2 protein-coding genes and 1 pseudogene are annotated in these 3,472 nt (G+C 63.6%); all 3 read left to right on the top strand.

Annotation, left to right across the window (positions count from 1 at the left end):
- Positions 1-88 precede the first annotated feature (88 nt).
- Positions 89-1,099 (top strand): annotated as a pseudogene (locus OKB81_RS19745) (TolC family protein); the annotation flags it as partial.
- A gap of 132 nt (positions 1,100-1,231) precedes the next feature.
- A complete protein-coding gene (locus tag OKB81_RS19740; protein ID WP_253585228.1) occupies positions 1,232-2,038 on the top strand; it encodes a siderophore-interacting protein in 807 nt (268 codons plus the stop codon).
- Between the two features lie 251 nt (positions 2,039-2,289).
- A complete protein-coding gene (locus OKB81_RS19735; protein WP_270666954.1) occupies positions 2,290-3,396 on the top strand; it encodes a 3-deoxy-7-phosphoheptulonate synthase in 1,107 nt (368 codons plus the stop codon).
- Positions 3,397-3,472 lie beyond the last annotated feature (76 nt).

Here is a 3,472-nt window from a genome sequence, read left to right as displayed (position 1 = left end):
CCAGCGGGGCTGACGCCCCGGCGAAATTCCCCTCCCACCTACGTCGGAGGGAGTCCCCTTTCGCATTTAAGATGGCAGCGCCAGCAGCAACCTGGGCCCCTCCCTCAACCTCAGCTACGAAGTGGATCTCTGGGGCAGACTGGCCGCGGCAAGGGATCAGGCGAGCTGGGAGGCACAAGCCAGCGAACAGGATCTGGCCGCCACCCGGTTGCTGCTCATCGGCAAGACCCTGGAGCAATACTGGCAACTGGCCTACCTCGGCTCGGCCATTACCCTTAGCACCCAGCAACTGGCCAATCTGGAGCGCATTGAACGCCTGACCCACGCCAAATACGAGGCGGGCGCCGTGACCCGACTCGATCTGGTACAGGCCAGCCAGCAGAAGGCGGGCAAGCAGGCGGAGCTCGCCACCCTCACCCAGCAACGGGCACAGGCGGGCAATGCTCTTCGCCTGCTGCTGGGCCGCAGCAGCGGGCCGCTCGCTGACGCTCCCGACGCCCTGATCATGGGCCCGATCCCGTCCCTGGCGGCCGGCATTCCCGCCGATGTGCTGGCCCGGCGGCCCGATGTGCGCGCCGCCGAACTCAGGCTGCGCAAGACCCTTGCGAGGGGAGACGAGATCCGCACCGGCTTTTATCCCACCCTGAGCCTGACCGGCGGTGCCAGCACCACCTCGGATACCCTGACCCAGGTGCTGCAAAATCCAGTCGGCACCCTGGGCGCCACGCTGGCGCTCCCTTTCCTCGAGTACAACAAGACCCGGCTCTCCATCGCCAGCGCCAACATCGACTACCAGATTGCCGAAACCGAGTTTCGCAAGCAGCTCTATACCGCGCTGCTGGAAGTGGAGGATGGCCTGGCCGCCCGTCAGCAAGGGGATCAGCGGCTGCGCTATCTGGAGCAGCAGAGGGCCTATGCCCGGGAGGCCGAAAGGCTCGCAAGCGCCGGTTTCCTGGCCGGAGCCACCGGGGTGCAACCCTGGCTGGATGAGCAGAACCGCCTGTGGGATGCCGAGCTCGCTCTGCTGGCACAGCAGCAGGCCCAGCTCAACAACATGGCAGGCATCTATCGGGCGCTGGGGGGAAGCGATCGAACCTGACCCAGGCAGAGAGTGTGGAATCGCGATGGACGTCCCGAGGAGGTCAATCGCGACCCATTCTGCCCACAAACCAATTGATAATAGTTTTCATTTCATCAAGAATGGGCGCCATCATCAGCCAGGAGTATGCCCATGTCTCAACCCGCCCCGGCCAATCGCCCCCGCCTGCTCACCGTCAAGCATGTTCAGGATGTGAGCCCACACCTGCGCCGAATCTGCCTGACCAGCCCCGAGCTTGTGGACTACCCCTTCAGCTGTGGCGGTGCTCATGTCAAGATCATGCTGCCCCGACCGGGTCAGCGCGAGATAGTGTTGCCCACCCCCACCGACAAGGGGCCTCGCTGGCTCGATCCCGCCCAGAAACCCGTCATTCGCACCTTCACCATACGCGCGTTTCGCCGGGAGGCGCTGGAGCTCGACATCGACTTCGCCCTGCACGGCGAGGCCGGCCCCGCCAGTCGTTTCGCCCTGCACGCCAAACCGGGTGACAGGCTCGCCATCTCGGGCCCGGGCGGTCCCGACCCCATGCTGCAAACGGCCGAGCACTATTACATGGCGGGGGATCTCACCGCCCTGCCCGCCATCAGCGCCATGGTGGAGGTGATGCCGGCCCATGCCCTCGGCCATATCGCCCTGCTGGTCCCCCATCAGGACGACGTGCAGGATCTGTCGCTGCCGGCCGGCGTCGACCTGCGCTGGTTCGTGGGCAATCCGGAGCAGGCCGCGACCCTGGTGGCGCATTTCACCGCCCAGCCTATGGTCGCCGAGGGGAGCTATTTCTGGTTTGGCGGGGAAGAGAGCTTGGTCGTGCCGCTGCGCCGCCACGTCAGACGCGCCCTGGATGCCGAGCGCCAGCGGGTCTACGCAGTCCCCTACTGGCGCAGCGGCAAGGATGAAGACGCCTACCATCAGGACAGGCACGCCGTGATGGACAGCTGATCCCCTCTTTATCTTGTCACTGGCGGGCTTCTTCCCTCGGGGAAGCGGCCTGCTTTTGCTGCGGTTCCCCCGCCATCGTTCTCTCTCCCCCCATCTTCGCCTGGCGATTTCATTGCACTTGCATTTGAGACAAACACCAGGATAATGACAATCATTCTCAACAACTGCGATAAGCCGTGAATCTGTCTGCTCCCAACAGGATGCCGCATACGGGTTCCCCATCGCACACATGCACAGCAAGGTAACTCCAGATGGCAGTTTTGAATTCGGTCATGCGCGCCTTCGCCATAGAGGCGCTACCCACCCCTGCCGAGCTGCTGGCGCAGCACCCCTGTCCGGCCGACATGGCCCGGCACATCGACAACCAGCGCCATCAGGCACGCCGGATCCTGGCAGGTGAAGACGATCGCCTGCTGGTCGTGATTGGCCCCTGCTCCATCCATGATCCCGTCGCGGCCCTGGACTATGCCGGACGGCTGGCACGACTCGCCACCGCCTATGAAGACAGCCTTCAGATAGTCATACGAGCCTATTTTGAAAAGCCGCGCACCACGGTGGGCTGGAAGGGGCTGGTCTTCGATCCGCACCTGGACGGCAGCAACGACATCAATCGGGGATTGCATCTGGCACGCCAGGTGCTGCTCGACATCAATGGACTGGGGCTCGCCACCGCCACCGAATTCCTCGACACCACCAGCTTTCTCTATCTCGCCGATCTCGTCAGCTGGGGCGCCATCGGGGCACGCACCACGGAGTCTCAGGTCCACCGGCAATTGGCCTCCGCACTGCCCTGCCCCGTGGGATTCAAGAACGGTACGGACGGCAATATCCGGGTCGCCATCGATGCCATCCAGGCCAGTACCGCCTCCCATCTCTTCACCGCCCCCGGCAGCCAGGGCGGCATGGTAGTGATCAAGAGCGAAGGCAATCCCGACGGCCATATCATTCTGCGTGGCGGCACCCTGCCCAACTACCACCAGAGCGATGTGGCGGAGGCAGCAGACCGCCTCACCCGCCAGGGACTCCCCCCTCGCCTGATGGTGGATTGCAGCCATGGCAACAGCCAGAAGCTGCACACGAACCAGCTGAAGGTCGCCAAAGAGCTCTGTCGCCAGCTGAGCGAAGGGAGCCAAGCCATCGCCGCCGTCATGGTCGAGAGCTTCTTGCTGGGAGGAAACCAGAAACCGGCTCCTCTGGGTGAGCTGCAATACGGTCTGTCAGTGACCGATGCCTGCCTCTGCTGGGAAGAGAGTGAACACCTGCTTGCCATGCTGGCAGAGGCGGTCCAGGCCCGTCGCCGCACCCGGAGAAAATACACACACGCCGTTCAGTCTGAACTCGGACAACCCGTCATCTAGCCGACATTCCGCACCTGATTTAGGAATAAATTTGCCGATAGCGCTCACCCAATACCTCCAAAATGATCTGCTGGTC

Origin of the sequence: Aeromonas sp. QDB56, assembly GCF_027705505.1 — a bacterium.
Lineage (GTDB): Bacteria > Pseudomonadota > Gammaproteobacteria > Enterobacterales > Aeromonadaceae > Aeromonas > Aeromonas caviae.
The sequence above is the reverse complement of the archived record's forward strand: the minus strand, read 5'-3'. Positions and strand labels throughout refer to the sequence as shown.